This window comes from uncultured Corynebacterium sp. (assembly GCF_902782855.1).
In the GTDB taxonomy this organism is placed as follows: domain Bacteria; phylum Actinomycetota; class Actinomycetes; order Mycobacteriales; family Mycobacteriaceae; genus Corynebacterium.
In genome coordinates, this window is sequence record NZ_CACZOO010000270.1 from 1 (window position 1) to 3,323 (window position 3,323).

Annotated in this window: 4 protein-coding genes; all 4 read right to left on the reverse strand. The window is 68.4% G+C overall.

The window, feature by feature from the left end; all coding sequences use genetic code 11:
- Positions 1-574 precede the first annotated feature (574 nt).
- Positions 575-1,234: a cyclase family protein gene (locus tag QZV72_RS10945; protein ID WP_297008419.1), complete on the reverse strand. Its 660-nt coding sequence runs from the start codon at positions 1,232-1,234 to the stop codon at positions 575-577.
- A gap of 117 nt (positions 1,235-1,351) precedes the next feature.
- Positions 1,352-2,152: an ABC transporter ATP-binding protein gene (locus QZV72_RS10950; protein ID WP_297008421.1), complete on the reverse strand. Its 801-nt coding sequence runs from the start codon at positions 2,150-2,152 to the stop codon at positions 1,352-1,354.
- Complete coding sequence (locus QZV72_RS10955) at positions 2,149-3,156, reverse strand: iron chelate uptake ABC transporter family permease subunit (protein ID WP_297008423.1); 1,008 nt, start codon at positions 3,154-3,156, stop codon at positions 2,149-2,151. Before QZV72_RS10955 ends, QZV72_RS10950 begins: the two co-directional genes overlap by 4 nt.
- Positions 3,157-3,212: 56 nt before the next feature.
- On the reverse strand, positions 3,213-3,323 hold a 111-nt coding region (locus QZV72_RS10960), incomplete at its 5' end, for an iron chelate uptake ABC transporter family permease subunit (RefSeq protein ID WP_297008426.1).

Consider the following 3,323-nt stretch of genomic DNA (forward strand, 5'->3'; position numbering starts at 1 on the left):
AGGGACCCGCTGTTGTACTCCTTGACGACCTGCCTGGCCAGCACCCGGTCCCGGGTTCGTCTCGATCGGTGCTTCGTCTTCTCGCGGGTCGCGTCCCTTTCTTTCGTAGTTTGCGTATGAGTGCGGAGCGGAAATGCCATCCAGCGGTGACCGTTCCTGTGTTGTAGTCATGTCCGCGACCTGCGGTGTACACAGCTTCCCTGAGCGAAGTTGGGCCCGAACCCCGGCGCTATGCCCGCTTCACGCCGCCTGACGTCGTCTTCACCACCCTCAACGATGTCGACGCCGCCCGCACCATGACACAGGCCCTGGCGTCCTTCGCAGGTCAGGAAGGACACGACGCCGGAGCTCCCCGCCTGATGCCCGGGTTCTTCGTCTCCGCCAGCGGTTTCCCGGAGTACGGCACGGCTGCGCAGTCGTGGGTTCCGGGCATACATTTCCATGCCGCGACTGATCCCGGAGGACATCACCTTCCTCTGCGACGAGGTCGTCCCGGAGCTGGTGGCACTTGGTGCGCGTCCGGAGCCGTCACCCTCCCCGTCGACCCTGTCAACCCTGCGCGCCAACCTCAGGCTCACCTGGGCACGGGGTCAGCCGCCACCGCCCGCACCGGGGCACCGTCACCACCGGCGACGGGCAGCGGCAGCGCGGTGAACTCCACGTACCTGGGCAGGTCGGTGAGCCCCCGCATGTTCTCGATGATGAGCCGGTCCGACCCGAGCAGGACCCCGTGCGCCACGAGACCCTCCCCGTCCGGGGACGCCGTGTCCACCCCGAGCACCTGTACCCCCGCGTCCACCAGGGAGGACGCCGCGTCCTCCGTCAACACCGGATGACGCAGGTAGTCGGCGGTACCCCAGAACCGGTCCCACCCGGTGGCCAGCAGCACGATCGCCGGAAGGTCCTCCGGCCCGTACCCCCACGCCTCGCCCAGCAACTCCGCATCGATCCGCTGGCCCGGTGCGAGGTCCGGGAGGTGGATGACGGCGGCGTCCCCCATGAGCTCCTCGGACGTGACCTCGTCGATGGTCCGGCCACCGGGGATGATGTGCGCCGGGGCGTCCATGTGCGTCCCGGAATGGGTACCGAGGTGCAGTGACCGCACGGCACATCCGTCTGCACCGATGGTCAGAACCTCACTGACCTGTACCTCGGGGTCACCGGGATACACCGGCATGCCGGTGGCGATGGGGTGGGTGAGGTCGGTGAAGGTGGCGTGAGCCCTGCGGTCCATGGCCGCGAGCGTACCGGGCCGGGCCACCGACGATGTTCACCCCGGATACATCACAGCCCGTGCCACATCCGGAGCGGAAAAATGGCACGGGCTGTGATGTATCCGGGGTGAACGGCGCTACAGCACCCGGTGGCGTCCGATAGGCAGCACCAGCGGCGTTCCCGACACCGGGTCGGGGATGATGCGGGACTTCAGGCCGAAGACCTTCTCCACCCGCTCCTCGGTGAAAACCTCCCCCGGCGCGCCCTGCGCCTCCACCGCGCCGTCGGCGGTCATGACGACCTCATCGCAGTAGCGTGCCGCGAGGTTGAGGTCGTGCAGCACCATGACGATGGTGATGCCGTTGTCCTCGTTGAGGTCGGTGAGCAGGTCCAGCACCTCAACCTGGTGGGCGACGTCGAGGTAGGTCGTCGGCTCGTCGAGCAGCAGCAGGTCGGTCTGCTGCGCGAGCGCCATGGCGATCCACACGCGCTGCCGCTGCCCGCCGGACAGTTCATCGACCGCCCGGTCCGCCAGCTCGGCGGTGCCGGTCGAGTCCAGGGCGAACGCCACCGCCTCATCGTCGGCCGACGACCAGCGGGACATGATGCCCTGGTGGGGGTGGCGTCCGCGTCCGACGAGGTCGGCGACGGTGATGCCCTCCGGTGCGATCGGCGACTGCGGCAGCAGGCCGAGCGTCCGAGCGAGTTCCTTCGCCGGCATCGAGTGCACGTCCCGGCCGTCGAGCAGCACCTGTCCACCGGTCGGCTTGAGCAGCCGTGACATCGACTTGAGCAGCGTGGACTTGCCACACGCGTTCGCACCGAGGATGCCGGTGATCTTCCCGGGCAGGACCGACAGGTCGATGCCGTGGATGACGGCGTGGTCGCCGTAGCCCAGCGACAGCCCTTCGACGGCCAGTGAATGGGATTCGGTCACAGCGAGCCTCCGGAACGGTTGGTGCGGATGATGAGGTAGATCAGGTACGGGGCGCCGAGCACACCGGTGATCACGCCGACCGGGTAGCGGGTGTCGAAGAACCACTGTCCCGCGAAATCACCGACGAGCACGAGCAGGGCGCCGACGAATGCGGCGGGGATCAGCAGCGAGGTCCCCGGCCCCACCAGTCGGGAGGCGATCGGCCCGGCCAGGAAGGCGACGAAGGCGATCGGCCCGGCCGCAGCGGTCGCGAAGGCGATGAGTCCGACCGCCAGGACGGTCACGATCAGACGGGTCCGGGTGACGTTGACGCCCAGAGCTGCGGCGGTGTCGTCACCGAGCTGGGTGGCGGACAGGTCGCGCGACCGGGTGAGCAGCAGCGGAGCGAGGACCGCGAAGGCCACTGCGACGGGGATGACGTTGTTCCAGTCCGCCCCGTTGAGGCTGCCGGTGAGCCACCGCATCGCCTCCTGGGTGTCCCAGGACTGTGCCCTTGCCAGCTGCCAGTTCGTCAGCGACGACAGGATCGCGGATACACCGATACCTATGAGGATCAGCCGCGTGCCGGCCACCCCGCCCTTCCAGGACAGCAGGAAGATCGTCACGGCCACGGCCAGCGCAGCGAGGATGGCGAAGACCGAGGTGGCGGTGCTGGACCAGTGCAGCGTGAGGATGGAGAACACCGCCGCCGCCGAGGCGCCGGAACTGATGCCGATGATGTCCGGGCTGGCCAGCGGGTTACGCAGCATGGTCTGGAAGACCACGCCGCCGAGTCCGAAGCACAGGCCGCAGATCAGGGCGAGGCAGGCGCGCGGCAGGCGGAGGCGTCCGACGGTGAAGGACGCCCCGGGCACTTTCTCACCGATGATGACGCGCCACACATCGGAGAGGGGGTAGAAGGTGTGTCCGAAGAGTAGGGAGGCGATCCAGAAACCGATCACGAGGACGCCGAGGATGCCGACGACGGTCCACCAGCGTCGGGTGCGGGCCCTGCGCTGTGCGATGACGGTGCCGAGGGTGGCCGAGGTTGCCGACGTGGGAGTCGAGGTGGTTGAGGTCGTCACAGCGCACGCACCTTCTGCCGACGGACGATGGCGATGAACACGGGCGCTCCGATGACGGCGGTGAGGATGCCGACCTGGAGCTCCTCCGGGCGGGCCAGGATCCGGCC